This window comes from Marinomonas sp. TW1, from assembly GCF_001625355.1.
GTDB lineage: Bacteria > Pseudomonadota > Gammaproteobacteria > Pseudomonadales > Marinomonadaceae > Marinomonas.
This window is the reverse complement of the sequence record NZ_JSEE01000002.1, coordinates 245,379-270,291: the sequence shown is the minus strand read 5'-3', so window position 1 is coordinate 270,291 and position 24,913 is coordinate 245,379. Positions and strand designations below refer to the sequence as shown.

23 protein-coding genes are annotated in these 24,913 nt (G+C 46.2%); 6 read left to right on the top strand and 17 right to left on the bottom strand.

Going from position 1 to position 24,913, the window contains the following annotated elements; translation table 11 throughout:
- Positions 1-300: 300 nt before the first annotated feature.
- The 3 genes from OA79_RS02880 to OA79_RS02870 all read right to left on the bottom strand — a co-directional run bounded on the left by OA79_RS02880 (position 301) and on the right by OA79_RS02870 (position 3,689).
- Entirely contained in the window at positions 301-1,281 is a 981-nt protein-coding gene (locus tag OA79_RS02880; protein ID WP_063331703.1) for an aldo/keto reductase, read from the bottom strand.
- A 92-nt stretch (positions 1,282-1,373) separates the two neighbouring features.
- Positions 1,374-2,321, bottom strand: coding sequence for a Gfo/Idh/MocA family oxidoreductase (locus tag OA79_RS02875; protein WP_063331702.1), 948 nt, complete (start codon positions 2,319-2,321; stop codon positions 1,374-1,376).
- Positions 2,322-2,474: 153 nt separating this feature from the next.
- Entirely contained in the window at positions 2,475-3,689 is a 1,215-nt protein-coding gene (locus OA79_RS02870) for a LysR family transcriptional regulator (RefSeq protein ID WP_063331701.1), read from the bottom strand.
- Positions 3,690-3,843: 154 nt separating this feature from the next.
- Between OA79_RS02870 and OA79_RS02865 the strand changes: the two genes are divergently transcribed.
- Both OA79_RS02865 and aroQ read left to right on the top strand, forming a co-directional pair.
- Entirely contained in the window at positions 3,844-4,794 is a 951-nt protein-coding gene (locus OA79_RS02865; RefSeq protein WP_063331700.1) for an AEC family transporter, read from the top strand.
- A 30-nt stretch (positions 4,795-4,824) separates the two neighbouring features.
- Entirely contained in the window at positions 4,825-5,274 is a 450-nt protein-coding gene (aroQ, locus tag OA79_RS02860; protein ID WP_063331699.1) for a type II 3-dehydroquinate dehydratase, read from the top strand.
- Between the two features lie 94 nt (positions 5,275-5,368).
- On the opposite strand, the gene arsC is transcribed toward aroQ, so the two are convergent.
- The 12 genes from arsC to OA79_RS02800 all read right to left on the bottom strand — a co-directional run bounded on the left by arsC (position 5,369) and on the right by OA79_RS02800 (position 17,332).
- Positions 5,369-5,791 (bottom strand): arsenate reductase (glutaredoxin), encoded by a 423-nt coding sequence (gene arsC / locus OA79_RS02855; RefSeq protein WP_063331698.1) that lies wholly within the window; start codon positions 5,789-5,791, stop codon positions 5,369-5,371.
- A gap of 12 nt (positions 5,792-5,803) precedes the next feature.
- On the bottom strand, positions 5,804-6,820 hold the full coding sequence (gene arsB / locus OA79_RS02850; protein WP_063331697.1) for an ACR3 family arsenite efflux transporter: 1,017 nt from the start codon (positions 6,818-6,820) through the stop codon (positions 5,804-5,806).
- A gap of 35 nt (positions 6,821-6,855) precedes the next feature.
- Positions 6,856-7,572, bottom strand: a complete 717-nt coding sequence (arsH, locus tag OA79_RS02845) for an arsenical resistance protein ArsH (protein WP_197465347.1) — start codon at positions 7,570-7,572, stop codon at positions 6,856-6,858.
- Positions 7,572-8,042, bottom strand: coding sequence for an arsenate reductase ArsC (locus tag OA79_RS02840; RefSeq protein WP_063331695.1), 471 nt, complete (start codon positions 8,040-8,042; stop codon positions 7,572-7,574). The genes arsH and OA79_RS02840 overlap by 1 nt, the downstream gene beginning before the upstream one ends.
- Before the next feature lie 13 nt (positions 8,043-8,055).
- A complete protein-coding gene (locus OA79_RS02835; RefSeq protein ID WP_063331694.1) occupies positions 8,056-8,391 on the bottom strand; it encodes a metalloregulator ArsR/SmtB family transcription factor in 336 nt (111 codons plus the stop codon).
- Between the two features lie 190 nt (positions 8,392-8,581).
- Complete coding sequence (locus OA79_RS02830; protein WP_063331693.1) at positions 8,582-10,723, bottom strand: methyl-accepting chemotaxis protein; 2,142 nt, start codon at positions 10,721-10,723, stop codon at positions 8,582-8,584.
- Positions 10,724-11,200: 477 nt separating this feature from the next.
- Positions 11,201-12,709, bottom strand: a complete 1,509-nt coding sequence (locus OA79_RS02825) for a tripartite tricarboxylate transporter permease (protein ID WP_063331692.1) — start codon at positions 12,707-12,709, stop codon at positions 11,201-11,203.
- A gap of 7 nt (positions 12,710-12,716) precedes the next feature.
- The gene (locus OA79_RS02820) at positions 12,717-13,232 is read right to left on the bottom strand and encodes a tripartite tricarboxylate transporter TctB family protein (RefSeq protein ID WP_063331691.1); all 516 of its coding nucleotides are present in this window, start codon (positions 13,230-13,232) and stop codon (positions 12,717-12,719) included.
- Positions 13,233-13,318: 86 nt separating this feature from the next.
- A complete protein-coding gene (locus OA79_RS02815) occupies positions 13,319-14,311 on the bottom strand; it encodes a tripartite tricarboxylate transporter substrate binding protein (protein WP_063331690.1) in 993 nt (330 codons plus the stop codon).
- A gap of 328 nt (positions 14,312-14,639) precedes the next feature.
- Positions 14,640-15,944, bottom strand: a complete 1,305-nt coding sequence (gene pepQ, locus OA79_RS02810; RefSeq protein ID WP_063331689.1) for a Xaa-Pro dipeptidase — start codon at positions 15,942-15,944, stop codon at positions 14,640-14,642.
- A gap of 88 nt (positions 15,945-16,032) precedes the next feature.
- Entirely contained in the window at positions 16,033-16,245 is a 213-nt protein-coding gene (locus OA79_RS02805) for a hypothetical protein (RefSeq protein ID WP_063331688.1), read from the bottom strand.
- A 58-nt stretch (positions 16,246-16,303) separates the two neighbouring features.
- Positions 16,304-17,332, bottom strand: a complete 1,029-nt coding sequence (locus tag OA79_RS02800; RefSeq protein ID WP_063331687.1) for a hypothetical protein — start codon at positions 17,330-17,332, stop codon at positions 16,304-16,306.
- A 406-nt stretch (positions 17,333-17,738) separates the two neighbouring features.
- On the opposite strand from OA79_RS02800, the gene OA79_RS02795 reads away from it, so the two are divergent.
- Positions 17,739-18,389 (top strand): cytochrome b/b6 domain-containing protein, encoded by a 651-nt coding sequence (locus OA79_RS02795; protein WP_063331686.1) that lies wholly within the window; start codon positions 17,739-17,741, stop codon positions 18,387-18,389.
- Between the two features lie 73 nt (positions 18,390-18,462).
- The gene (gene hutC / locus OA79_RS02790) at positions 18,463-19,218 is read left to right on the top strand and encodes a histidine utilization repressor (RefSeq protein WP_231908782.1); all 756 of its coding nucleotides are present in this window, start codon (positions 18,463-18,465) and stop codon (positions 19,216-19,218) included.
- Between the two features lie 31 nt (positions 19,219-19,249).
- Here the strand turns inward: hutC and OA79_RS02785 are convergent, their stop codons facing one another.
- Both OA79_RS02785 and OA79_RS02780 read right to left on the bottom strand, forming a co-directional pair.
- Positions 19,250-19,879: a HutD/Ves family protein gene (locus OA79_RS02785; protein ID WP_063331684.1), complete on the bottom strand. Its 630-nt coding sequence runs from the start codon at positions 19,877-19,879 to the stop codon at positions 19,250-19,252.
- Positions 19,872-21,257, bottom strand: a complete 1,386-nt coding sequence (locus OA79_RS02780) for a formimidoylglutamate deiminase (RefSeq protein ID WP_063331683.1) — start codon at positions 21,255-21,257, stop codon at positions 19,872-19,874. Before OA79_RS02780 ends, OA79_RS02785 begins: the two co-directional genes overlap by 8 nt.
- A gap of 287 nt (positions 21,258-21,544) precedes the next feature.
- Here OA79_RS02780 and hutU point away from each other — a divergent pair, with 287 nt between their 5' ends.
- Positions 21,545-23,236, top strand: coding sequence for a urocanate hydratase (gene hutU / locus OA79_RS02775; RefSeq protein WP_063331682.1), 1,692 nt, complete (start codon positions 21,545-21,547; stop codon positions 23,234-23,236).
- 133 nt (positions 23,237-23,369) lie between these two features.
- Positions 23,370-24,905 carry a histidine ammonia-lyase gene (gene hutH, locus OA79_RS02770; protein ID WP_063331681.1) on the top strand — a complete coding sequence of 512 codons (1,536 nt, stop codon included), beginning with the start codon at positions 23,370-23,372 and terminating at the stop codon, positions 24,903-24,905.
- The last annotated feature ends 8 nt before the right edge of the window (positions 24,906-24,913 follow it).

Here is a 24,913-nt window from a genome sequence, read left to right as displayed (position 1 = left end):
GTCTATTCCTACATGATTTTCAAAACTATAGTGTGTTTATCATAATTTGAATACAAGCTTCACGTTTTAGAAAGGTAATAATCTGAAACGATGCGTATCTAACTGTATTGATAGGCCTTCAATGTGTAAAAAGAAAGTAGAGTTTGTTTTTTTAACTGATTGATTTTAAAGATTTTTAAAATCAATTTGGACCGTTAGGAGGTTGACTCTGTTTGTAACCGTCCGTAAGGAAAGATGGCGATATTAAGAAAAGCGAACAAAGAATAACAAAAGCCCCTTTACGGGGCTAAAGAAACGACATTAAAACTCTTCTGTGTCGATCTCTTTTTGTTGTGCCGCATTGTAGCGAGGACCATGGACGGTATTTTGGTTAATCATTTCATCCAGTAGGCGAATTTGAGCCGCATCTAAATTGAGTGGTGTTGCGTCTAAATTTTCCTGCATATGATGAACCGAACGAGTCCCAGGAATGGGGACAATATTTTTGTGTTTACCTTGTATCCAAGCCAAGGCAAGTTGCGCCGGAGTGCATCCAATGTCTTTAGCAAGGGATAAATAGTCGTTTAGCAGTGCGAGATTGTTTTCATAATGTTCTGCTTGAAAACGTGGCATATTGTTACGGATGTCTTTCTCTTCTAAATCATCCGCGTTCATTAGACCACCAGTCAAAAAGCCTCGTGCCAATGGACTGAAAGCCACAAAAGTTACGTCCAATTCTTGGCAGGTCTTTAGAACCGCAATTTCAGGGTTACGAGTCCATAAGGAGTACTCTGATTGGATGGCGGTAACAGGGTATTCTTGATGCGCTCTTTTTAAGGTAGTAGCCGAGACTTCGGATAACCCAATGGCACCAATTTTACCTTCTTTTACTAAGTCACCTAAGGCGCCAGCGCTTTCTTCTATGGCCACATCTGGATCAAGCCTATGAAGGTAATATAGGTCAATGTGGTCGGTCTGAAGACGCTTTAGGCTGTTCTCACATTGTTGTCGAATCGTTTCGGGGCGGCCATTGATTTGTTTTTTGCCATCCACTATTGCCATGCCACATTTACTGGCCAAAAAGAAGGATTGTCGATGCGCTTTTAAGGCTTGGCCAACCAGTTTTTCATTGGCTCCCCCACCATAAAGCGTGGCAGTATCAAAATGTCGATAGCCCATCTCAAAAGCCTCTTGTAAGGCTTTGATCGCATCGTCTTGTTGTACAGGGGATCCATAGGCATGTGATAGGTTCATACAGCCTAAGCCGATACTTGGATTGGCGAGATGTGGGTGTTTTGACATAACAGGTCCTCGTTATTTTCTCAGGCATATTATAGGGGGAGAACAAAAAACAGGAAGCCGAAGCTTCCTGTTGATAGCAATGAAAAGCGACTTTAATCCTCTAAGCATTGCTCTAATCGATGTAGGGTTTCCATCGCGTCAATGGCTTGAGTTACACAAGAGTTCGGATCACGGCCTTCTTGAATGGCGGCGATAAATTCACGGTCTTGGAGTTCAATGCCATTGTTCGAAACCGCCACGCCGGTTAAGTCGATCTTGTTATCGTTACCATCGAACAAATCGTCATAGCGAGCTAGATAGGTGCCGTTATCACAGATGTAACGGAAGAAAGTGCCAAATGGACCATCGTTATTAAAGGATAAAGATAAGGTACACAACGCCCCATTGGATACTTTCATACCAATGCTCATGTCCATCGCAATGCCCAGCTCAGGATGAATTGGTCCTTGCATGGCTTGTACTTTGGTAGCGGTTTCACCGGTTTGATATTGGAATAAATCCACCGTATGACAAGCATGGTGCCACAGTAGGTGGTCAGTCCAAGAGCGAGCTTTACCAAGCGCATTTTTATTGGAACGACGGAAGAAGTAAGTTTGCACATCCATTTGTTGGATGGTCAGTTCACCGGCTAAGACTTTATTGTGAATCCACTGGTGGGAAGGGTTGAAACGACGAGTGTGCCCCGCCATGGCAACTAAGCCGGTTTTTTTCTTGATTTCAACGACTTTGCGAGCGTCTTCGATGTTATCCGCCATCGGAATTTCAGACATCACGTGTTTGCCAGCTTCCAAACATTGAATGGTTTGTGCAGCATGCATTTGTGTTGGTGTGGCGAGGATAACGGCGTCGACATCGTCACGTGCCAAACTCTCAGCTAGGTCTGTGGTGAAGTGAGCGACACCGCGCTGTTCCGCAAACTCTTTAATGGCATCAATTTTAGTGCCTACCACGGAAGTGACTTCAGCCCCTTCGATGGCCGCAATGGCATCCATGTGTTTCATGCCAAAAGCGCCTGAAGCGCCAGCAATACAAATTCTCATCAGTCTACTCCTAAAAGTGCGAGTGTTTATTGTTAGAAGGAAAACACACCTTAGTGTTTTATAATGCTGTTCAATCTAGCACTGGTACTGTTTTAGGGGTAATCCATTCATCGCTTTAGCCATTCATTTTTTGCAATTGAAAAGCAATTATCATCACCGAACCTGCTCAGAGATGTCTCTCAGTACGCTCAAAAAGTGAGATTGAGTCACCGTTGGAAGCCAGCTTTTTCGCACGCATAAACCGATTGGGCGTCGAGTATGCTCTAATGGAAAGTCGATGACTTTTAATAGACCAATATTGATTTCTCGCTCAACTTGATGTGCTGACATCAAGGTAAGACGATCACTTTCTAATAACAATTCACGAATTAATATTTGTGAGCTGGATTCAACCAAACGACTGGGTAAAGCCACCTTGACCTCGTTGAAAATGTCTTCAAAAGCCTGTCTTGTTGGTGTTCCATTAGCAGGAACAACCCAAGCATATTGCGCCAATTCAGCCGCACTGATGTTGGGTTGATTGAGTAAGGGATGATCTTGACGGGCAATCACAGATAAAGGCGGTGCCCAAAGCTCTTCTTGAATGACATCGTCAGCAGGCGTTGGATAACGTAATGCGCCTAATATGATGTCGATGTCACCTTGGCGCAAGTGGTGCAATAGATCCGTGTAAGGGCCTTCTGTGACCTTGATATTGACGTCAGGATGGCGCTCATCAAAACGAAGAATGGATTTGGGTAAGATGGTCATGCGTGCCAGCGGCATACTGCCTATGGTAATGGTACTGACATCTTTAAACTGCAATGCATTGATTTCATAAATGCCCTGGCGTAATTCATTGAAAGCCAATTTAGTGGCTTTCGCCAAGGCTTGAGCGGCTTTTGTGGCACTGGTGCCTAAGCTGTTTTTTTCAAATAAAGTGACGCCCAATAACCGTTCTAAATCGCGAGCGGCTCGATGCACTGACGATTGAGATACTGCTAGGTTGCGGCTGGCAATGCTGAAATTTTGTGCTTCACTGACGGCCACCAGTGCTCGCAACTGAGTGGTGCTAATTAAGGCCACAAGGTTTTTGGGTGAGCGTTCTTTTGTCGATTGATCTTTGACTATGTCTTGGGTGGCCACTTGAATATGGTCAATAGCGCGACTGACCCGTTTTTGCCAAATCTCCCCTGAGGCGGTTGGATACATACCGTCAGAGTGACGCTCAAATAAAGGCGCACCTAAAAAGGCTTCTAATTTAGCAATGGCTTGAGTAATGGCCGGTTGGGATAAAAATATACTGTCCGACGCTCGTGTAATGCTTTTTAATTCGGTAACAGCAAGAAAAACACGTAAATGTCGTAAGTTTGGAATGGATACTTCCATATGCCCCTCAATGTCTAGTGACTTAGAATGACTATATCAAAACTGAATAACAAAAAAATCAAATTAAAAAAGGTTTTGTTGGTTTTTTGTGTGTGAGAATATAACAGAATTGCCAGTTTTAATTTGATTGATGAGCAATCTAAGGTGTTATTCGATGGACGTGGTTTTAAACATTACTGCCCCAATTTTTTTGTTGATTTTAGTGGGCTTTGTCGCTGCTCGTTACGGTTTTATTCCGTTAAACGCATTGGCGGGTTTGAGCCGGTTCGTCTTGTATCTGGCCTTACCATCGCTGATTTTTGTCAAACTTTCTGCCATGGATTTTTGGCAGGTGTTTCATCCAGATTATATTTTTGTCTACGCGATGGGTGGTTTGGGTACTTTTTTGATCACCTTACTACTAGGCTGGAAGCTCATTAAGGCCGATCTCGTCACGGTCGGTGTGTTTGGTGTTGGGGCGACCATGTCAAACAGTGCGTTTATTGGTTTTCCGGTGTTGTTGCAGTTTTTTGATGAGCCGATGACACAAGCCTTTGTCATGGCCTTGATGGTCGAAAATCTCATTTTGTTACCTGTGTGCCTAATTGTGATTGAAACCATGCTCGGGCAGCAACGTAAGCAGCAAGATACGACCTCAAAAAACTTAGGCTGGGTGGTGATCAAGCGCATTACGACCAACCCATTGCTGATTGCTTTGACGGCTGGCATGGGCTTTTCAATATTGTCCGTGCCGGTACCAGAATTTGCGCAACAAAGTTTGTCACTGTTGGCGGATGGCGCCGCGCCAACGGCCTTAGTCGTCATTGGCGGCTCACTAGTCGGCGTGTCCATTCGTGGGCATTTGAGTGCGATTGCTTTGGTGGCCGTGGCAAAGCTGATCCTATTCCCTGTGTTGGTGATGCTATTGCTGATGCTCACTCCAGAGATGAATCCAGCTCTGAAAGTGTCGGTATTAGTCTTTGCGGCCATGCCGATGTTCAGTACCTATCCTATTGTTTGCGGTGAATATGGTCAGCGAAGCTTTTGCGCCAGCACCTTATTGGTGACAACTGTGTTATCGTTTCTGACATTGAGTATATTGTTGCGTTTTTTAGCCACCAGCTAATGACGCATTAGACCTGTTTTGGAGTGTGATATGGCGAGTATTATGGTACTTAATGGCCCAAATCTAAATTTACTGGGCACTCGTGAGCCAGCTCAGTATGGCCACGAAACGTTAGCCGATGTGGAAAAACTGTGCGCGGATGCGGCCGCGGCGTTAGGGCATCAAGTGGTCTGTCATCAATCGAATCATGAAGGTGTACTGATTGATTTGATTCATGAAGTAGGGCAAAAGGTAAAATCTGGAGAGATGTTAGGCGTGGTGTTTAATCCTGGTGCCTACACCCACACTTCTATTGCTTTGCATGATGCGATTAAGGGGGCGGATGTGCCAGTGATCGAAGTGCACATTTCCAATGTTCATGCTCGAGAATCTTTCCGTCATCATTCTTACATCTCACCCGTTGCTGCCGGTATGGTGGTGGGAATGGGCGTGCAAGGCTATGTCTTGGGGATCCAAGGGTTAGTGAGTAAACGAACATAGCGTCCATTGACTCACTGTAGCCTTCGAGAATAAGACAACAAGCGTGTCGTGACTGTGCTTGTTGTCTTAGTGTCTGAGCCGACTCAAATACATGTTAATTGGCTGGGCGGTTGCCTTTGGCGTCGAGTATTAACTCACCCTCTTCTTTCTCGTAAGGGCCTTCTGGCCATTGTTCGAGTAAATCCAACACAGCTTCGCTAGGGCGACACAGTTTGACGCCCTTGGGTGAGCATACAATCGGGCGATTGACCAAGATAGGGTGTTCTAACATGGCTTCTAAGAGGATGTCGTCAGAAACATTTTTATTTAATAGTCCCAATTCCTTGGCCGGAGACTTGGTTTCTCTCAAGGCACTTCTTGGCGTCAAATCCGCCGCGGCAAATAACGCTAACAACTGAGCTTTGCTCCAGCCTTCGTTGAGGTAGTCAATGACTACAGGGGTGTAGCCTGCGTCTTTTATAATGCGCAAAACATTACGCGATGTCCCGCAGTCAGGGTTGTGGTGTATCAAAACCATGGTAAAAACTCCTTAAGCAAACCAGTGGCGAGTACGATTAGCAAACCACACAAGTGATAACATGACGGGCACTTCAACCAACACACCGACAACCGTGGCCAATGCGGCACCAGAATGCAGACCGAACAATGAAATGGCCACTGCTACGGCCAGTTCGAAGAAATTCGAGGTGCCAATTAAGCTCGCTGGGGCGGCTTCGTTGTGAGGCAGTTTGAACTTCAATGCCAACCAATAAGCCACCGCAAAAATGCCGTAGGTCTGAATGAGCAAAGGAATGGCAATCAGCACAATGGCTTGTGGGTTTGATAAAATGGTGTCGGACTGGAAGCCAAACAACAGAACCACTGTGGCGATCAGACCTATGATAGACCAAGGCTTCATTTTGCTTAGGAAGCCATCTAATCGTGAGTGATCGTTGGCTTTATCCAATGAATTACGCGTGATGGCACCGGCAATTAAAGGGATTAAGACGTACAGTAACACGGAAATCAGTAAGGTCGCCCAAGGAACATGAATGTCGGTTGCGCCTAACAGCAGGCCTGCAATGGGGGCAAACGCAAAGATCATGATGACATCATTGATGGAGACTTGAACCAAGGTGTAATTGGCGTCGCCTTTCGTTAATTGGCTCCACACAAAGACCATGGCGGTACAAGGTGCGACACCCAGTAAGATCATGCCAGCAATGTATTCGTTGGCGGTTTGCGGATCTACCCAGTCTGCGAATAGGCCTTTGAAGAAAAGCCAACCAAGTAACGCCATGGAGAAGGGCTTAATAAGCCAGTTAATGACAAGGGTGAGTACCAAGCCTTTGGTTTGTTTACCTACGTTTTTGATGGAAGAGAAATCAATCTGTACCATCATAGGGTAGATCATTAACCAAATGAGAATGGCCATAACAAAGTTCACATTGGCGTATTCTAAGCTAGCGATCGCCGCAAAAACGTCAGGTGCCAAGCTGCCTAACACAATACCGGCTAGTATGGCTAAGCCTACCCAGACCGTTAAATAACGTTCAAATAATCCCATGGTTGTTTCCTAAAGTTCCTTATTCAATGTCAGGTTTAAATCGATTTTTGATTTACTCGTTGGCTTAATTGCTCAGCGCTTTCGACGCGTTCAGAGTAACGGTCCACCATGAATGCGTTGTTATCTCTCAATAACAAGGTGAATTTCATGAGCTCTTCCATCACATCCACGATGCGATTGTAGTAGGGCGATGGCTTCATTCGACCATCCTCTTCAAATTCCAAGAAGGCTTTCGCGACCGAGGACTGATTTGGGATGGTCACCATGCGCATCCAGCGCCCTAAAATACGCATCTGATTTACCGTGTTAAAGGACTGAGACCCACCACAGACCTGCATCACTGCAAGGGTTTTGCCTTGTGTTGGACGAACGCCTCCTAAGCTGAGTGGTACCCAGTCAATTTGGCTTTTAAAAATACTGCTCATCGAACCGTGACGTTCTGGAGAGCACCACACTTGGCCTTCTGACCACATCATCAGCTCTCGAAGCTCTTTCACTTTTGGGTGATTTTCGTCTGCTGTGTCTGTTTGTGGTAAACCTTGTGGATTGAAAATGCGAGTGTCGGCACCAAATTCATTTAGCAAACGTGCCGATTCTTCCACCACTAGGCGGCTGTAGGAGCGTTCTCTCAACGAACCGTAGAGTAATAAAATACGTGGTTTATGCGTGCTTGGCGTTGAATTGAACTGATCATGGCTGGTGGCACGCCATTGTTCGCGATCGATATTAGGCAAAGTGTCTTGCGAGTTCATTATTTGGCTCCCAACATCGACAATTCGAATTTGAGTTGCGTGGCGTCAAGATGACGTTGAGCAAGGGTTTTGAGTTGTTCAACGCGTTCTTCAATCGCCTTGATGGTGTCCATAAAAGCGGCTGCTTGTTGTGCTTCGCTGCCTTCTAGCTTAGAAGGGTCGCTTAGCCCCCAATGTACTTTTAGACTCTTGCCAAAATACAGTGGACAAGCTTCGCCAGCGGCGGAATCGCAGACAGTAATGACCAGATCGGGTTCGAAATCTTCAAAGTCATCCCATGACTGGCTGATCAAACCAGTGGTTTGGTAGCCAGCTTGCTCTAGGTATTTCAATGATAAGGGGTGTACTTCACCAGCCGGTTGACTGCCAGCACTTTTTGCGTCGATCAGGCCCCCCGCCATGCCATTAGTAATGGCTTCGGACAAAATGCTACGGCAGCGGTTGTGGGTACAAATGTATAAAATTTTCATATTGTCCTCGAGTTTAACAACAACGGTTTGATGCAACTTGGCAAGCTTTTAGTGTCTCTAGTGCTTGCTGATAATAGTCTGGATTGTGCTTTGCGGTTTCGTGAATGACTTCTTTTGCCCAATTCGGCAGATCATCCTGCAATCTGTAATACACCCATTTTCCTCGGCGCTCATCCTGCAAAATACCGCATTTACGCAGCTCTGCCAGATGTCGTGAGGTTTTAGGTTGATCCAATTGCAAAGCGTCCTTGAGATCACACACACAGGCTTCGCCCGCTTGGGAAATCAATAATAGGGACTTAAGTCGAGTATCGTCTGCTAAGCATTTATAAAATTGTATTGGCGTCATAATAAGATTAAATCTTTATATATGTGAAAAATAACATATGTGAAATTTCGTATATATTGAGAGATAAGTCAAGCAAAGAAATGCGCCATTTTTATGAGAGCGGCATGACATGTGACATGAAGAGAGGTTTGCTTGTGCTGAGAAGGCTAGATTAAGCGTTAACAAAGGACGCTTAATCTAGCTTGTGTGATTAATGCTTAGAAACTTGGAACTGACCGACTAACGAGTTGAGCTTTAAGGCAGACAATCCGACGCGTGACGAGCGTCGTTGCAATGCTGCGATAGAACGCTTCATTTGTTCGGTTGCGGCACCCATTTCTTGCGCCGTGTTGGCGTTCTCTTTGTTGCTGTCATTGAGTAGCAACATGGCTTCAAAAAGCGTATCGACTAATTCGTATAAGTTGTTGTCTTCACTGCCTGATTGTTCGTTTACCTGTAAGTTACGGTCCACGTTTTCAGCACCTTTTTCCATGAAATTCACGGCATTACGAGTTTCCTCTTGGATACCTTCTAGCATCGATTGAATCTCTTCTGCGGCGTCGGCGGTTTTGGATGCCAGACTACGCACCTCATCTGCTACTACCGAGAAGCCCCGACCATGTTCGCCAGCTCGAGCCGCTTCAATGGCGGCATTGAGGGCTAATAAGTTGGTTTGATTGGTGATATCAGAAATGGTGGTAATGATACCGGCTATCTCGTTGGTCTTCTGATCTAGGGACTTAACCGATTCTGCTGTTGTGCGGACCACATCACGAATTTCTTGAGTCCCTGTTTTAGCCTCCTCAAGACGTTTTTGAGCACCGGCGACCACTTGATCCATGGTTTGCTTCAGATTATTTGCGGTTTGCGAAGCGCTTTCAACTTCACTGACCTGCTTCTGGAACATGGTCAGCATGTCTTCTACGGTGGAGGCTAAATAATGTGAAGCGTCTTTTGCCTCTTCATTGGTGTGTACCATGAATTGGTTGGAGTTTTTTACATTGTTGCTGGCTGAAATCACCTCACCTATGGTGTTGTCTAAATTATCAATGAAGCTGTTCATCCAGCGTCCCATGTCCCCCGTTTCATCATTACTCAGGTCGTCACTTAGGCGCTGTTTTAAATTCCCTTCGCCTTCCGCAATGGCCTGAATAACGGCCGTCATTTGACTCATGTTTTGGCTGATTTTTCGTGTTCCTAAACGGTTAAACAAAACGCCAGCCAGCAATAAGCAGGCAAACGAAATGACCAAGTCACTGGCGACAGAGAGATCGGTAAAGGCCTGCAAAGCAGAGCAAATTAATAAGGGAAGAGTCGAGGCGAAAAGGTAGCCTTTCATCAATTTAATACTGATAGAACGACGTCGGTAGACTTCTTCCAAATCTCCTTCACACATCATGCCCCATTTATCGGGGCTGCCTTTTAACTGGAAGGTGACGCCTTTACCAATGACGGGAATATGTCGATAGTCAGAGTAACCAGGATACGTGACAAACAGGTTTTGGCCATTTTTAATGGTTTCGCGCACACCAGGGTGCAGTTGTTGAGTGGCTGGGTCGGTAAAACGTATTTCAAACTCAGTATGCTGTTCTACTTTGACAACCCCCCAGTTGGTGTTTACTCCGCTTTTTAGATTCTCACCATGACTGAAGGTATTGTCTTCAAAGCGTGATCGGGATAAAGCGGTGCCAGGTAAAATGCTGGCATCAAAGTTGGGTTTGACCATAAACAAATAGTTATCACCGGACTCTTTATAAATGTGCCCCGCTTCACGCTGAATTAAATCCCCCAGCACATCGTTTGGCACACGAGCACAAACCGCTCCTAACGTGTTGCCATCATGCTTGATCGGGAGATAGAACATGAGGGTGACAGCATCATGAAATTTTGAGCTAGAAGGACCTATTCGTATGGTATTTTGATCGATGTAAGGGCCGTGTAAAAAGTAATCTTTTAACCCTTCCGAGACGGCATTCGCCGGTAGATCACATTGTCCAATGCGACTTTTCTCGGTGGAATTAATGACCTTACCTTCCGCATCAATGACAAAGTATTCACTGACGTCGGCTACGATATTGAAGCGTTCTTCAAGAGCGCCTGTGTCAATCTTGGGGAAACCCTCAGAAATAATTTCTAATAAGACTTCAAGTTGCGACCACTGATTGTTCACCCAATTATCAAGTAACTTAACACGCGTATTGGCGATGCCTTCGAAGGTCTGTTCCACGTTTTGATAAGTGTCTTTGTTTAAGTAGCAAGATCGAAACAATGAGAGGCGGCCATTTGCGCCAAACCAAGGTAACCAACTTAACTCCTTAGGAGAAAGCGCCATATTTTTACTTTTTAATGTCATGCTTTAAGTGCTCCGTTGCATTCACTCAACTGCCTCAATGCAGTTGTGCTAGGGGATAAGTTTAAAAAAGCAATAAATTGGCCATAGTTTGACTAAGTTGAAAGTTTAGTTCGATGTTCTGGATACTAAACAAATGTCTAGAAGTTTGTACTGCATTCAATTTTATTTGCAGTAGATTATAAAGAGGTGAATTTTCTTTATGGTACACAAAGTGCACCGATTTGGTTAGAAAAGATCTTGGTGCACCAAAACTACCCGGTTCAGATCAAAAGACTTGTCCAAATAGTCAATAAAAACAGGTGGTTATATCTTAATGATGATTGCTCTAAATTGCACCGGAAATAGCCGTATTCATTTGGGGTGCCACTCTTTGATGCGTGTTGATTTGACAGACTTTTTTATGCCAGTTTACGGTCGAATCATTGGCTAAACAAACAAATGACGGTCCCTCGTCATTCGTCGATCTAATGAGCATGCTTATGCATCATTAGGAAACAATTTCGGCTTAACTACCTTGCTCCAAAGAGGTGTTTTAGTGAATAAAATCAATACTATGGTCATGAACAGTACGATCGATAATGGGCTGGTAAACAGATGAACGAAGAGATCAATGACGCTGCCGCGTTCAGTCAAAATCGCTCGTCGCCAGTTCTCATCTGTTAAGGAGCTTAAGATCACCCCTAAAATGACGGGGCCAACAGGGAAACCGTAGAGACGCATGAAGTAACCAAAGACGCCAAAGGCGAGCATCCACCAAATGTCTGTAATGGCGTTGTTGATGGCGTAAGCACCAACAATAGACAAGAGGAAGATGAGTGGGATTAAAATACCTTTTGGGCACTCCACTATCTTTGAGAATAACTTGATGCCAGTTAAACCAAAAATGAGAATGAAAATATTGGCCAAGGTTAAATTGCCCACGGTGAACCAGAACATATGAGGTTGCTCCACCATCAATAATGGGCCGGGATTTAATCCATGGATGAACAAGGCACCGATGAATACAGCGGTAACGGCATCTCCCGGTATGCCAAGCGTCAGCATAGGAATATAGGCTCCACCAACCGCAGCGTTATTCGCCGACTCGGGTGCGATTAGCCCTTCTTTTGCGCCTTTACCAAATTCGACATCGGGTTCTTTAGTCGATCGTTTTGCGTGGTCGTAAGCCATCAAAGCCGCAATGTCGCCCCCTGTTCCAGGTAAGGCGCCAACAATCACACCAATAAACGAGGTTCGTACGCTCAGCGGTAAGTATTTTTTGACATCCGAGAGCCTAGGGATGATGCGAGAAATTTTTTGTTTGATGACGGCTTTATCCATATGTTGCAGTTGATGCAAGGCTTCTGAAATACCAAATAAACCAATCATCACGGCGACAGGGTTAATGCCATCCCACAGTTCGATGATGCCGAAAGTGAAGCGTTCATCTGCCGTCATTGGGTCTAAACCAACGGTGCCAATCAATAAGCCAAAGGCTCCGGCAAAAATCCCTTTTGCTAAACTGCTACCGGATAATGACCCCACTAGCATGATGCCTAAAATCCCCAGCATCATGTAGTCACGAGGTTGAAAGGTAATGGCAAAGTCGGCAATAGAAGGCGCGGCTAACGCCAGAACCAAGATCCCGATGAAGCCACCTACAACCGACATCACAGTCGATAAGCCGATGGCTTCGCCTGCCAGACCTTTTTTAGCAAGTGGGTAACCATCTAGGGCGGTTGCAATGGCCGACGGTGCGCCAGGAATGTTTAATAATATCGCCGTCCGAGAACCACCGTAAACGCCGCCCATATACACGCCAACCATCAAGCAAAGTGCATTGTTTACATCCCAAGAAAAGGTAAAGGATATTAGGATGGAAACAGCCATGGTGACCGACAGCCCTGGAATCGCGCCGACATAAATGCCTAAAAAAGTACCGAGCGCAGTGAGCGCTAATAATTCTGGAGAAAGCCAAGACATGGCGAAATAGTTCAAAGCATCCATAAGTCGATTATCTCCATAAGGCGGTGATTGAGGCGATGATATCGCGTTCAGGTATGATGCCTTCAGGAAGCACAACTTGAAAAATGAGACGAAACACAATGTAGACCATGATGAGGGCGAAAAGGCTGATGGCCAGTGTGGTTAACACTCTGCGACGATATAGAAATTGAATGGTGGTAAATAAAAAAACAAAACTGGACAGTATAAAACCAAGGCTTTCTAGTACCACGGCATAGACCAAAATTAGCGCCATGATAATCGCCACGATAGGCGGAAAACAATGAGTAAAGAAATGCGCGTTTTGGTTGGCTGGCCGTTTTAACGTATTCACGAAGATAAAGCAGGCCGCCAAAATCATTGTCGCTGCTGTTGCCATGGGAAACGCCCCAGCCGAGCTCAGTTCACTGAAACCGGCAATTTGATAGGCTTGCCAAAACAAGTACACACTGCCGATGACCAGTAACAAACAGAAAACACGTTCACCCGGTTTACGTGTTTTAGGGGTGGGCTCATGACTGGACATGACTTCTCCAGATAAAACAGAATTGAGAAGAGACATCGCAGTTAAAAAGCGATGTCTCTTGAGTGGTAGCGATGAACAATCGCTGATTATGGTTTTTGGATGCCGAATTTCTCAGGAGAGAATTTGCCAACGCCCGCTTTGTAAACCAACCAAGATGAAACTGAACGGTACGTGTCTAGAAAGTCGACCGCTTCCTGTCCAGCGATGTTCATCACAGAATAACCGCGATTGGACATCATAGAGGTAAATTCCTCTCTTTCACCAGCGCTTGAGAAAGCACGGGTCAATGTATTCACCACTTGGTCTGGTGTCCCTTTACGAACGAACACACCAAAGAACGGTCCCCAAGGAAGGTAGCTGTTTAGCCCTGGAAGCGTATCTGTAATCGGTGCCACGTTTGGTAACATAGGGTTCGCTTGATTATCGATCAAACCAATGGCTTTCATACGGCCGGCTTTGATTTGTTCTTTTGTTGCTCCCAATACCGCTGGCATCACATCGATTGCATTGCCTTGTAGGGCGGTTAAAGCGGGACCGTCACCCTTGTATGGAATATTGATGTAATCCAGTTTTACTTGCGAATCGATCATCGCCATGATGATGGAAGGCAAGCCACCTTTTCCTGTTGAGCCAATTTTCACTTCACCTGGGTGAGCTTTTACGTAATCGATAAACTCTTGCATGGTGTTATAAGGTGCATCGTTTCTCGCCACCATCATGGGCACACCACGGGCAAGAATGGCCACAGGCACCATGTCGCTGTAGTCGATATTTGATAGACCAAGTACTTTGTGCATTTGAGGGTTTTCAGCCCCCATTAACAAGGTGTAGCCGTCGGCTTTTTTCTTGTTCACGTATTTCATTGAAATCGCGCCAACACCACCGCTTTTGTTTGATAGGATGAGGTCTGTGCCCAATGCTTCTTCTGCATAAGGTGCGACGGAGCGCATGACCGTATCCGTTGAGCCACCGGCTCCCCACATGATGACGCCTTGGATGTCTTTATCTGGATACGCTGCCAGACTGGCCGTTGATGAGAATGATATAGCGGCTAGTAGTGCTATTGTTGTTTTTTTCATGCTGTCTCCGGTTAGCCTTAGTTGAGCACATCAACTAAGGTCGAAATATTATTATAATTTTTTGTATTAGAACGAATAAATAATCGCCCACGTCGATTATTTAGCTTATGAGTAGTGAACGAAATAAGGCACTATCAAGCGCCTTATTTTACTCATTTTAGATGGGTTTCGTTATAGGAAACTCTTGAAAAAAATGGCCTTTCGACATGAAAAAGCCATTTTTCCTCTCATAATATGCAAAACAGTGCGTCCCGACACCGTATTCAAGCCAAAAATCAGATCACTTCTTTCTGTTCGTCCTCTGGTGTCGGACTGTTTTTCTTTGCTATTAGGTCGAACCTGCTGCTTGAAAAGTGTCACGAGTCAAATTCACCGATGACTGGGATTTGATTTGTACATTATCCTCAATACGAATACCGCCGTAGGGTATAAAATGTTGAATGCGTTTTAGATCGCAGCCATGATGAGGGACTTCGGCTTGCATCTTCTCGATTAACATGGGAATGAAATACAGACCGGGTTCAATGGTGATGACCATGTCTTCTTCCAAGGTTCGAGTAAGTCGTAGAAAGGGAGCGTGATCGTCGGGCAAGCTCAGCTGCCCTGATGAGTCAACTTGGTGGCCCCCCACATCGTGTACCTGCAAACCCAATAAATGCCCCAAACCGTGAGGGAAGAAGACTTGCGGAATGCGTTTTTCAAGTTGCTCTTCAATGCTTAATGAACAGATTTGATGGTCGTTCAGCAGCTGCGCCACACCGACTAGACAGGACTGGTGTACGTCTCGAAATGCCACGCCTGTTGTTGCTTGCTGGCATAGGCTTTGTTCTAAGGTATCTAGCCCGGTTATCAGAGCAGAGAAATCGTCTTGGTGACGTGTATAGGTGCGGGTAATGTCACTGGCATAGCCATGACAGCTGGCACCGGCATCAATCAGCAGGGTACGAGAATCCGGTACAGCGTGAATGGCTTTGTGTTCATAGTGCAAAACGGCCGCATGTTCGTTTAATCCCACGATGCCCGGATAAGGCTCTTGGGTCGAAGTTTGTTGACTCGCGGATAAAAACGCAAGGTGAATGTCTAACTCGCTTTGACCTGCCAAAAATGCCTGCTTGGCGGCAAGGTGACCATGCACAGCCGATTGGCTTGCCTGTTGTAGTGCTTGGATTTCAAACGGTGTTTTTACCGCTTTGGCAAAGTCGACGTAGGCGTTTAAGCCATCACAGGCGGCGATATCCAGTTTTTCTAAGTCTGACTTTGGTCCTAGCCAAGCGGATTGCTTAGGCAGGTTTTGCCACCATTTATCGTCACGACGGGCAGGCGTAATGTGCCAGTAATCTTGCCATTCTCCTTCCGGAACGGGATTGGGCGCATGCCAGAAGTCATCTCGAATTGGCCAGACTAGGGTGGGCTTCTGTCCTGGCTGGATAATCAGGAAGACATCTGCCCCAGCGTCAAACGGCAGCCATTGCTGTGCCCCTGAATAAGCATGAAATGGGTGACTGTGATCGTCTTGGAAATAATAGGTTTTATGCCCTGATGCAATGACGATCGCCTCTAACTTAAAGTGCGCCATGGCGTTCTCATAGCGCTGCATAAGAGTGGAAAGGTGTTGTGGATATAGTGTGTTCATAGCTAACTCTTGTCGAATGAATCTAAACGACAAGGTGATTCATCCATTGAGCCTATGTCGTGCTGATCAGGGGGTATTGGGTTTACTGTTATTCTGAATCGGGTCCATGTGGTTGTTTTTGACGACGTAACAAGCCGAGGACGCTTCGAAAAACCACATGGGCAATGACCACGGAAACGAGCGCCAGTATGAGCGTGTTTTCAACAGCAAAAAAATAGTTCACAGTGTAAAAAATGATGATGGTCAGTAGGATACGAACCAAACTGTCGATAAGGGCAAGGAATGTAGGCGATTTTGACATAAGGATTTTTTAACCGAATAAAACAACATGGAGCCCAAACTGTCCCATAAAATGTGCCTCAGGCCAATGTTTTAATTGGCAAGCAGATGCGAGTGACATAGTGCTTAGGTTGTTCCGCATGTGCTGGGCCGACTTCAAAAATTTCGATGCCTTCGCGGCGACGATGGGGTTTGAGCTTATGCAAGCGCATAAATTGGTAGAGTACATGCCAAGCCACAGACAAATGTTGATAACGTCCCGTGTAGCGTAAGGCCAAATAGTCTCCGGGTAACACGATGCGTTCAGGGTAAAGTTCACAAGGCGTCATGTTTTGCACGGGAATGCCCAAACGGCCGGTGAAAACATGATTGGCTAAGTCGACTTGTCGGTATAGTGCAAAGCTGGGACCGGCTGGAGGATTTTCGGGGCCTAAGGTGGTCATTAAATCATGAAACCCTTGATCCATTTTTTGCGACATGGGTTGGTGGTTGACGGTAAATGGTCGCGTGACGGCATCCAAATTGTCGAGTTGAGTTTCGGCTAAGAACTCAAAGGGTGCTACGTCATGAATAGCGTCTAACGTTTTTGTTTGTAGGACGGCATTGAGTAACAGCATCGCCAATTCGGCGTCTTTATCCGCTCGAATCCCATAATCACCTTGTTGCCAACGTTTTAAAAAGGGCAATTTCCCCGTTACTTGAACGCTGATTAAGGTGCCGTGTTTTTGTTCCGTTAGGTCTAAGTTGAAATGAAGGTCGCAAGGGTAGAAAGCAGGGGCTTCGACCTGTGTGTGATAATATTGAGCATTAGGGCGAGAGGCTTCTAAAGACACCGAGCCTTGCTTGATCAGATCTCCTCGCCAGACTAAACAAGATGGTAAGGGCGATAATGGGTTGGCGTATTCGAAATCCATCTTCGCTTGTTTTTCAAACAGCAGCCAAGGCAACCAATCTGTCCAGTTATTAAGGTCTTGTAGGTGTTCGTTAACCGTTTCTAGGTCTAAGTCCACCAACAAGTGATGGCGTTTGAAAAAACGCCCTTTAAAGACATTGGCATAGAACGTCAGTAATAGCCCTAAACACACGAGAACAAACACGAATAAAATCATATTGAACTTCAGCCTACGTTTCTTTTATCCTCCGCTTTTTGGCAATATGTCATGCGGGGATTTTCCTAAGGTGACTTTTGTAGCATAGTGTTTAAGGAAGGTGCGAACAAGCTCTCTTGCCTCAGCATCTGGATAAAAGCCTGTTATTCGAGGCGAGCGCCGAATGTGAATAGTTGACCTATTGTCGAGGTGCTCAACAAAGAATACAGGCTTTTCTTCGGGTCTTTCAGAGAAAACGTCCTACTGCGTTGCGACTCTTTAAAAGGTATCGACATTCCTTCAGAGTCACGCCTTATTTGACGATTTCTCTGGAAGACTGAGGCTTAGTAGACTTATTCGTACCTTCCTTCATCTAATTGTTTTACAAATATAAAGATGGGATTTTCAAAACGGGTAGGGGATGAAAATGAAATCGACGTTAGTTTGGGATTGGCCTGTACGACTCAGCCATTGGTTAATGGTGGTGTTATTTACTGGCTTGATCATCACAGGGAAAGCGGAAGAAGATTACCTTCAGTACCACTTCTATTTTGGTTATGGCTTATCAAGCGTCATCATTGCTCGAGTCTTATACGGTTTTTTCGGTTCCCGTTATGCCTTATTTCAACAATTTGTCAGAGGACCGAAGCGAGTATGGCATTTCGCCAAGTCCTTATTGCAAGGTCAACCAAAGTCTTATCTTGGGCACAATCCATTAGGCGCTTTGATGGTCGTGGCATTACTGACCTTGTTATCCGTGCAATGGGGAACTGGGCTCTTTAGTAGCGATGATATTTTCTGGTTTGGGCCTTTTAATGGCTTGGTGTCGGAAGAGGTAGCGAGCTTTTTCGTGTCGATACATCGCTTTTTGCCCAATTGGCTATTGGGGCTGGTGGCGGTGCACATTTTGGCCGTGCTCTATCATGAGGTGCATCTGAAAGAGCGACTCATCGACGCCATGGTTCGTGGTCGCAAGAAACAGGCTGGGGTATCGGCAAGCACGCCGAGATGGGGCGTGATGTTCGCCTTGTTAATGGGATTGTCCTGGTTAGCGGCCCTATGGATGATGCCAATATAATCTTGTGGTAATTGTTTGTTTTGGTTGACTAACGGTATAATTTGCACACATTCATGTGTTAATGGAACGCCTTGTGTCTGAGCCAACTGCAATAAATGTCGCGAATCTGTTTGATGATCTGCCAGATGTGTCGCAGCCAATATACGCCAAGTTAAAACAGGCGATTGTATTAAAAATTACCTCTGGTGAGTGGTCGGTAAATCAGCGCGTTCCGTCGGAACTGGAAGTGGTCAAAGCCTTGGGTGTGAGTCGTATGACGGTGAATCGCGCATTGCGTGAATTGACTGCCGAAGGCTTCCTAGTGCGTCATCAAGGTTTGGGCACTTTTGTGGCGGAAAAAAAAGCCCATTCGGCGTTATTTGAAGTACACAATATCGCCGAAGAAATTGCCGCTCGGGGCCATCAACATAAGTCGGAACTGTTGGTTTTGGAATCCGCTAAAGCCAGTGTGGAAGAAGCCGTTAGTTTGGGTGTCAGAACCAATCATAATATTTTTCGTTCGGTTATTTTGCACTTTGAAAACGATTTACCCATTCAAATCGAAGAACGCATCGTCAACGCCAGTTTGGCACCGGATTACGATCAGCAAGATTTTTCCAGCCATACCTCTTATGAGTATTTGATGAGCGTGGCGCCGATGACGGAAGGCGAGCATTTGGTGGAAGCCATTTTGCCTAATCCGGAAGAATGCCAGCGCTTGCAAGTCACCTCCCAAGAACCTTGCTTGCAGATAAAGCGCCGAACTTGGTCTGGAGAAGACATTGTCACGGTTGCACGTTTACTCCAACCAGGATCTCGATTCCAATTGTTTGGTCATTTCGGACGTTAGTGAATCTGGTGATTCATTAAGATCATATCGACTACGACGATTTGAGGATGTGGATCTGAATGACTCGACCTTTAAGCAAGTTAAAGCGCTTTTTATTGAGGGCTTTTGAGGCCTTCTCAATATCGACGAGAGAGATAAAACAGTGAGCGGGAATAGCATGCAAGTGATCCGTGTGAGCATCATACAGTTCACACGCCTCAGAACAGTAAAAAGCGTGCAGTAACGTATTTGATTGAATGGGATCAAACATTAGCTTCGTGGGCGCATGCAGTGCGCTGACTTCGGCCTTTGTATCACTCTCTCGTACCATGATGTTTAAATCTTCAATGGGCCCCTCTGTAAGTGAGGCAAAGGTTTGATCACCGCCTGAAAATTGTGCCATCTCTAATATTTTGGTTAGCTGAACATACTGCATACCTAGCTTACTCTGATGCGTCATGTCGAGCCCATGGCCAGAAAGCAGCACCAGTGTTCGGTGCAAACCTCGAAAGTCTGAGAATAAGCCGTTCTCCACCACAGACGCTTGACTGATACGGTATCGTAAGCCTTGTTTGTCCGTCAGGCTGGCAATGTCTCGGGTCTGCCCTAAGCCATTTTTCCAGGGCACGATTGGGTAATCCGCTTGTTCTATGATCGAGAAGATTGATGTGTCATTAAGCATCGTAAATCACCTTTTTAATGACCTTGATGAAGTCGGCTTTATGTTGTTCTTCTTGTTCATGATGAAAATTCTTAATGGTGTGTTGGCCGGCCACAAAAACCTCTTTAATGAGGTTTTCGTTGGTGGCAAATAGCCAGCGGTTGATCAAGTCTTTTGGCTGACTGGCGGCCACAAAAGGTGAGTCTGGGTCGAGTACGATGAAATCCGCACGGTGTTTTTCTTGTAGTCCAAAAGACACATTGCATGCTTGATTGCCGCCCAGTAAAGCCTGCTGGTAAAGGTTGTCACCAATCCGGTTTTCACCTTGACGATAAAGCCGATTACGTTGTTGATCGCGCAAACGTTGTCCATATTCTAGTGTTCTCAGCTCTTCAACAATCGACAAACTGACATGGCTGTCTGAGCCTATGCCCCAGCGCCCCTTGTCTTGCTCGAATTCCACCGCCGGAAAAATGCCATCCCCTAGATTCGCTTCTGTGGTTGGACATAGTCCTGCTACCGCTCCACTGGTTGCAATGACTTGGCGCTCGACATCGGTTAAGTGGGTAGCATGAACCAAACACCAGCGTTCGTTTAAACCGATTTCATTGTGCAACCATTCAACCGGTCGTTGATCACTCCATGCTAAGCAGTCATTCACTTCTTTTTGTTGTTCGGCAATGTGGATATGAATGGGGTAGTGTGAATCCAAGGCGGGCAGTACTTGTTGTATTTGTTCTTTGGTTACCGCTCTTAGTGAATGGAAACAAACTCCCATCTGGTGCAAGGGATGGGATTTTAAGCTGTACTCACCTTGTTGAAAAAGCGCGAGGTAGTCGTCAGTGGAATGGACAAAGCGTGCCTGTCCAGCATTGGGTGCTTGCCCGCCAAAGCCAGAGTGAGCATAGAGTACGGGCAATAAAGTGAGCCCGATGCCGGATTCTTCTGCCGCGGCCAGTATCTGTTTTGACATTTCGGCTGGATCCGCATAAGGCTGTCCACCGAGATCATGGTGCAAATAATGAAACTCCCCCACTTGTGTGTAACCGGCTTTTAGCATGTCGATATAAAGCTGGCTGGCGATGATTCTTGCGTCTTCAGGTGAGAGCTTTTGCACGATCTTATACATCAGGTCACGCCAACTCCAGAAACTGTCATCAGGGTTCAAGCAGACTTCCGCCATGCCCGCCATGATTCGCTGAAACGCGTGGGAGTGCAAATTTGGCATGCTGGGTAAGACTGGTCCTGATAAAAGCGTACTGTCTGCAGTCGCCTGACTGTTTGCCGTGACCGACAGAAAATGACCCCCTTGGACGGCAAACAGCACATTTTCAGCCCAGCCAGTTTGTAGCAATGCCTGTTTGGCAAAAAAGTGTTGGATCGGTTGAGTGTGATGCATCGTCTTTAGCCTAGTTAATGTTAACCCTTCAAGTCTAATTCAAAAAATATTGTATATACAAGTCGTAATTTCATCTTCAATCCTGGATGGTTTTTATCCTCTTGATATGTCACTGATTTTATTTATTTTAAGGAATGTTGGTGTTTTCTTTGATCAATTTATAGTCTATTTTTCGCAGATTTGGTCGAAAAATAACTTGCATCTAAAAAACGAACTCACTATCTTTGTTTTAAGTTGTATATACATTTAAAAGATCAACAGACTAAAATGACCAAAAGGTGAATAAGATGGCTCATTCTAATACTTCTCACAAACGTTACCGGGCTGGCGTAGTAAAAGCCGCGACTGGGAACACCTTAACGGCAAAGTCCTGGTTTACCGAAGCGCCCATGCGCATGCTAATGAATAACCTTGATCCGGATGTGGCTGAAAACCCAGAAGAACTGGTGGTGTATGGCGGTATTGGCCGAGCGGCACGGGATTGGGAATGTTATGACAAAATTGTTGAGTCATTAACGAATTTGGAAGAAGACGAAACCCTATTGGTGCAATCGGGTAAGCCTGTCGGAGTATTTAAGACCCATTCGAATGCCCCGCGTGTGTTGATTGCCAACTCTAACCTAGTGCCGCATTGGGCGAACTGGGAACACTTCAATGAGTTGGATGCCAAAGGTTTGGCAATGTATGGTCAGATGACGGCAGGTTCGTGGATCTACATTGGTAGCCAAGGCATAGTGCAAGGCACTTATGAGACGTTTGTTGAGGCAGGTCGTCAGCATTATGATGGTGACTTAACTGGTCGTTGGGTATTAACCGCAGGTCTAGGGGGGATGGGTGGCGCACAACCCTTGGCGGCGACCTTGGCAGGGGCTTGTTCACTGAACATTGAATGCCAGCAAAGCCGTATCGATTTCCGTTTGCGTACTCGTTATGTGGATGAGCAAGCGACGGATTTAGACGATGCGATGGCGCGCATCAAAAAATACACAGCAGAAGGCAAAGCGGTGTCTATCGCGCTTTGCGGTAACGCCGCCGAGGTGTTACCGGAAATGGTAAAACGTGGTATTCGTCCAGATATGGTCACTGACCAAACCTCAGCCCATGACCCACTAAATGGCTATTTGCCATTAGGCATGAGCTGGGAAGTGTATCGCGAGAAGGCACAAACCGAGCCTCAGGCTGTGGTGAAAGCGGCAAAACAGTCGATGGCGAAACACGTGGAAGCCATGTTGGCGTTCCAGAAAATGGGCATTCCGACCTTTGACTATGGTAATAATATTCGTCAGATGGCGATGGAAGAAGGGGTCGAAAACGCCTTTGATTTCCCAGGTTTTGTGCCAGCTTATATCCGTCCGCTGTTTTGTCGTGGCATTGGCCCTTTCCGTTGGGCCGCTTTGTCGGGTGATCCAGAAGACATTTACAAAACCGATGCCAAGGTAAAAGAGCTGATTCCAGATGACGCGCATTTGCATCACTGGTTGGACATGGCCCGTGAACGCATTCAATTCCAAGGCTTGCCAGCGCGTATTTGTTGGGTTGGGCTTGGGCAGCGGGCTAAGTTAGGCCTAGCTTTTAACGAAATGGTTAGATCTGGCGAATTGTCAGCGCCGATTGTGATTGGTCGAGATCATCTTGATTCCGGTTCTGTATCCAGTCCCAACCGTGAAACGGAAGGCATGCAAGATGGCTCGGATGCGGTATCGGATTGGCCATTATTGAATGCCATGTTGAATACCGCATCGGGTGCCACATGGGTGTCTCTGCATCATGGCGGCGGTGTTGGTATGGGCTTCTCTCAACATTCGGGCATGGTGATTGTGTGTGATGGCAGTGATGATACTGCGGCACGAATTGCCCGAGTATTGACCAATGACCCAGCAACAGGCGTGATGCGTCATGCGGATGCCGGTTACGATATTGCGATCGATTGTGCCAAAGAACAAAACTTACATTTGCCAATGATTACCGGCAAGCAGTAACACACAAACAGACACTGAGTAAGGGCAAGCCTGTTACTCGGTATGGTTTTTTATTTGCGGCTAAGAGCGTGTTAACGCGTGATCCGATATGGTGACGCAGATGAAAAACCGACAATACAGATTGAGGAACACCATGTTTGAATTAACGATAAAGCCAGGTCAATTGAGCCTTCATGAGCTGCGCCAAATTAGCCGCCAGTCAGTCCAACTGAGTTTGGATGAACAGGCCATCCCCGCCATTCATGCCAGCACACAAGTCGTGAATGATGTCATTGCCGAAGACAGAACCGTTTACGGTATTAATACAGGGTTCGGTCTATTGGCGAATACGCGCATCGCGCCAGAAGATTTGGAAGAATTGCAACGCAGCATTGTCTTGTCACACGCCGCCGGTATCGGTGAGTTAATGGATGACAGCACGGTGAAGCTGATCATGACCTTGAAGGTCAACAGTTTAGCGCGTGGCTTTTCTGGCATTCGCTTGGAAGTGATCGAAGCGCTTATTACTTTAATCAACAAAGAAGTGTACCCATGTATTCCGAAAAAAGGCTCGGTTGGTGCGTCAGGTGATTTGGCACCGTTAGCGCACATGAGTACGATTTTACTGGGCGAAGGCCAAGCGCGTTACCGCGGTGAAGTTATTTCAGGTCAAGCGGCGTTGGCAGTGGCAGGCTTGTCGCCGATTACCTTAGCACCCAAAGAAGGTTTGGCGTTATTGAATGGTACACAAGCGTCAACGGCATTTGCCTTAGAAGGCTTGTTTGAAGCCGAAGATTTGTTTGCTTCCGCGGTGACCTGCGGGGCGCTATCGGTAGAAGCCGCGTTGGGCAGTCGTAGTCCTTTTGATGCGCGTATTCATGAGGTTCGTGGTCATCAGACTCAAATGGATGCCGCCGCCGCTTATCGTCATTTGTTGGGCGAAAGCAGTGACTTGGGTGAGTCGCATCAGGGCTGTGAGAAAGTACAAGACCCATATTCTTTGCGTTGTCAGCCACAAGTCATGGGTGCGTGTTTAGAACAAATTCGTAACGCTGCCAAAACTTTGTGTGTAGAAGCCAACTCAGTGTCGGATAACCCTTTGGTGTTTGCGGCAGAAGGCGACATTATTTCCGGTGGTAACTTCCACGCCGAGCCTGTTGCTATGGCGGCGGATAACTTGGCCTTGGCGATTGCTGAGATTGGCAGTTTGTCTGAGCGGCGGATGGCGTTATTGATCGACAGTAATCTAAGTAAATTGCCGCCTTTCTTAGTGGATAATGGTGGTGTGAACTCAGGCTTCATGATTGCGCAAGTGACAGCAGCGGCCTTGGCCAGTGAAAACAAAACCTATGCTCACCCTGCCTCAGTGGACAGTTTACCTACGTCGGCAAACCAAGAAGATCATGTGTCTATGGCGACCTTTGCTGCTCGTCGTCTGAAAGACATGGCGGAAAATACTCGTGGGATTTTGGCGGTTGAAATCTTGTCGGCGGTGCAAGGTTTGGATTTTCGTGCTCCATTGAAATCAACCGAAAAATTGGAGCAGGCCCGTGCGACATTGCGTGCTCGTGTGCCGTTTTATGATAAAGACCGTTATTTTGCTCCAGACATTGCCAAGGCCAATGAGTTGTTAAAAGAAGCGGCGCATAATGGGGCGATGCCATCGGGTTTATTACCAAGTGTGGCCTAAAGGAGACC

Excerpts from the sequence above, each read along its gene's own strand:
- OA79_RS02800 (WP_063331687.1), bottom strand. The coding sequence starts at position 17,332 with ATGATTTTATTCGTGTTTGTTCTCGTGTGTTTAGGGCTATTACTGACG.
- OA79_RS02780 (WP_063331683.1), bottom strand. The coding sequence starts at position 21,257 with ATGCATCACACTCAACCGATCCAACACTTTTTTGCCAAACAGGCATTG.
- hutU (WP_063331682.1), top strand. The coding sequence starts at position 21,545 with ATGGCTCATTCTAATACTTCTCACAAACGTTACCGGGCTGGCGTAGTA.
- OA79_RS02820 (WP_063331691.1), bottom strand. The coding sequence starts at position 13,232 with ATGTCCAGTCATGAGCCCACCCCTAAAACACGTAAACCGGGTGAACGT.
- OA79_RS02785 (WP_063331684.1), bottom strand. The coding sequence starts at position 19,879 with ATGCTTAATGACACATCAATCTTCTCGATCATAGAACAAGCGGATTAC.
- arsC (WP_063331698.1), bottom strand. The coding sequence starts at position 5,791 with ATGGTTTTGATACACCACAACCCTGACTGCGGGACATCGCGTAATGTT.
- OA79_RS02835 (WP_063331694.1), bottom strand. The coding sequence starts at position 8,391 with ATGACGCCAATACAATTTTATAAATGCTTAGCAGACGATACTCGACTT.
- arsH (WP_197465347.1), bottom strand. The coding sequence starts at position 7,572 with ATGAACTCGCAAGACACTTTGCCTAATATCGATCGCGAACAATGGCGT.
- OA79_RS02815 (WP_063331690.1), bottom strand. The coding sequence starts at position 14,311 with ATGAAAAAAACAACAATAGCACTACTAGCCGCTATATCATTCTCATCA.
- OA79_RS02825 (WP_063331692.1), bottom strand. The coding sequence starts at position 12,709 with ATGGATGCTTTGAACTATTTCGCCATGTCTTGGCTTTCTCCAGAATTA.
- pepQ (WP_063331689.1), bottom strand. The coding sequence starts at position 15,944 with ATGAACACACTATATCCACAACACCTTTCCACTCTTATGCAGCGCTAT.
- OA79_RS02840 (WP_063331695.1), bottom strand. The coding sequence starts at position 8,042 with ATGAAAATTTTATACATTTGTACCCACAACCGCTGCCGTAGCATTTTG.
- hutH (WP_063331681.1), top strand. The coding sequence starts at position 23,370 with ATGTTTGAATTAACGATAAAGCCAGGTCAATTGAGCCTTCATGAGCTG.
- aroQ (WP_063331699.1), top strand. The coding sequence starts at position 4,825 with ATGGCGAGTATTATGGTACTTAATGGCCCAAATCTAAATTTACTGGGC.
- OA79_RS02795 (WP_063331686.1), top strand. The coding sequence starts at position 17,739 with ATGAAATCGACGTTAGTTTGGGATTGGCCTGTACGACTCAGCCATTGG.
- arsB (WP_063331697.1), bottom strand. The coding sequence starts at position 6,820 with ATGGGATTATTTGAACGTTATTTAACGGTCTGGGTAGGCTTAGCCATA.
- OA79_RS02865 (WP_063331700.1), top strand. The coding sequence starts at position 3,844 with ATGGACGTGGTTTTAAACATTACTGCCCCAATTTTTTTGTTGATTTTA.
- OA79_RS02805 (WP_063331688.1), bottom strand. The coding sequence starts at position 16,245 with ATGTCAAAATCGCCTACATTCCTTGCCCTTATCGACAGTTTGGTTCGT.
- OA79_RS02880 (WP_063331703.1), bottom strand. The coding sequence starts at position 1,281 with ATGTCAAAACACCCACATCTCGCCAATCCAAGTATCGGCTTAGGCTGT.
- OA79_RS02875 (WP_063331702.1), bottom strand. The coding sequence starts at position 2,321 with ATGAGAATTTGTATTGCTGGCGCTTCAGGCGCTTTTGGCATGAAACAC.
- OA79_RS02830 (WP_063331693.1), bottom strand. The coding sequence starts at position 10,723 with ATGACATTAAAAAGTAAAAATATGGCGCTTTCTCCTAAGGAGTTAAGT.
- OA79_RS02870 (WP_063331701.1), bottom strand. The coding sequence starts at position 3,689 with ATGGAAGTATCCATTCCAAACTTACGACATTTACGTGTTTTTCTTGCT.